Genomic DNA, 1,678 nt, shown 5'->3' with positions numbered 1-1,678 from the left:
CCGGCCGGCCCCGGGGGGCGTGCCGCCCGCACCGGACCGGGACATCCCGCACGGGCCGCGCCACGTCCCGGTGGCCGCCCGGCCGCTTCCCGGCGAACCCGTCGACGCGGTGACCGCACTCGTGCCGACCGGTCGGGGCGCACCGGCGGCCCGGTGGAACCGATGACGACTCGACTCTCACATGCGCCGAAAGCATCGACACTTTCGAGCTGAACGGCACGCAAGTTTCTGATTCACCTGAACGTGCGTTCAGGACGACGGCCACCCTTTCACGCTCCGGCGCAGCACCTGCGCCCCTCTCCATCACGTTGACCTGCAATGAACCCCGGCAGGCGCCAAATCATATGACTTTTATTGTCTCGTTACTTGGGGCCTGCCATGATGTTGCAAGCCGGGCGAACAGTCGAACGTCATCCGCATCGACTTCGAATGTTTCGCCGACCGGGTCCCGCAGGACCCCTCTGCTCGTTGTTTCCGCGCGCCTCGCCGGAGATCGCCCAATGGCGGGAATCCCCGGCGCGCGCCGTGAAGAGCATCCGCACATCGTCGTGCACGGCCCCACCGAGCCCGTCGCTCCCACCACGGCACCGCCGTCCCGCGTGACGGATCGGACCCGCCGGAGTACGGCACTCCTCGCTCCGGCGTCCACGGCGAAGGCGTCGCCGAACGGAGGTTTCCGCTGTTGTCCGTCGACCAGATGATCGAGTTACCGGGTGTGGACCGCATCCGCACCCGGGACCCCAACAACCACCTGCACTGCCGCAAGACCCAGCTCCTCGCGTACGTCGGCAGCCGCACCCCCTGGTCCGACCTGCTGATGTACCGGGCCCTGGGCTCCACTTCGGCCGTCCACCGCCACTGCCACCTGCGCGGCGGGGACCGCTGGGCGTACGACACCCCGTACGTGAACGACGACGACCTGCGCCTGCTCGGGTTCGAGGTGCTCTCGGCCAAGGCCGTGGACCTGGACCGCTTCGAGTCCGGCCTGACCGACTTCCTCGCCGCGGGACAGCCGGTGTTCTTCTACGCGCCCCGGCACCACTTCCCCCACTGGGTGGAGTTCATGCGCCGGGCCGGCACGCTCCCCGAGGAGTACCGGCTCCTGCACTCGTTCCTCGTCTGCGGGGCGAGCGGCACCGACGTCCTGCTGGTCGACAACACCGCCGACGACCACGAGTACTTCCCGCTGACCGTGGGATGGGACCTGCTGCGCGACGGCTACGCCCGGGAACCCGAACGCTGGTTCACCGGCTGCGCCACCGTCCGGCAGGTGGCCGAGCCCGACCGGGACGGGTTCGAGGACGCCTACCGCGCGTTCCTGGCCGGCTTCCGCGACGGCTTCGAGCTCTACGACGTCATCGGCGACAACCTCGTCGTGGAGCGCACGTCGGTCGCCACCACCTATCGCGCGCCCGGCGTCAACGGCATGGCGCTGCTGGCCGGTTCGCGGACCCTGTTCTGCCGGTTCCTGGCGCTCACCGAGCACGGCGAGCGGGTCCGCGCCGCCTACGCCCGCATCGCGCAGCTGGCCACCGTGCTGTCGGACCGGGTCACCGCCTTCCAGGCCGGGCTGCCCGCCCTGCCGGCGGACCGGATCCGCCGCGGTCTCACGCAGCTGCGGCTGCACGAACAGCGGGCGGCACGGCTCCTCGTCGACGAGGCAGCCGCACTCCCCCAG

At 70.4% G+C, this 1,678-nt stretch carries 1 protein-coding gene; it reads left to right on the top strand.

Annotated elements, in window-relative coordinates; genetic code table 11:
- Window positions 1-682: 682 nt before the first annotated feature.
- Window positions 683-1,678, top strand: a 996-nt coding sequence (locus B7767_RS46655) for a hypothetical protein (protein WP_085575002.1), incomplete at its 3' end; no start/stop codon positions are given.

The organism is Streptomyces sp. 13-12-16, from assembly GCF_002114215.1.
Classification (GTDB): Bacteria; Actinomycetota; Actinomycetes; order Streptomycetales; family Streptomycetaceae; genus Streptomyces.
This window is presented reverse-complemented; position numbering and strand designations above follow the sequence as displayed.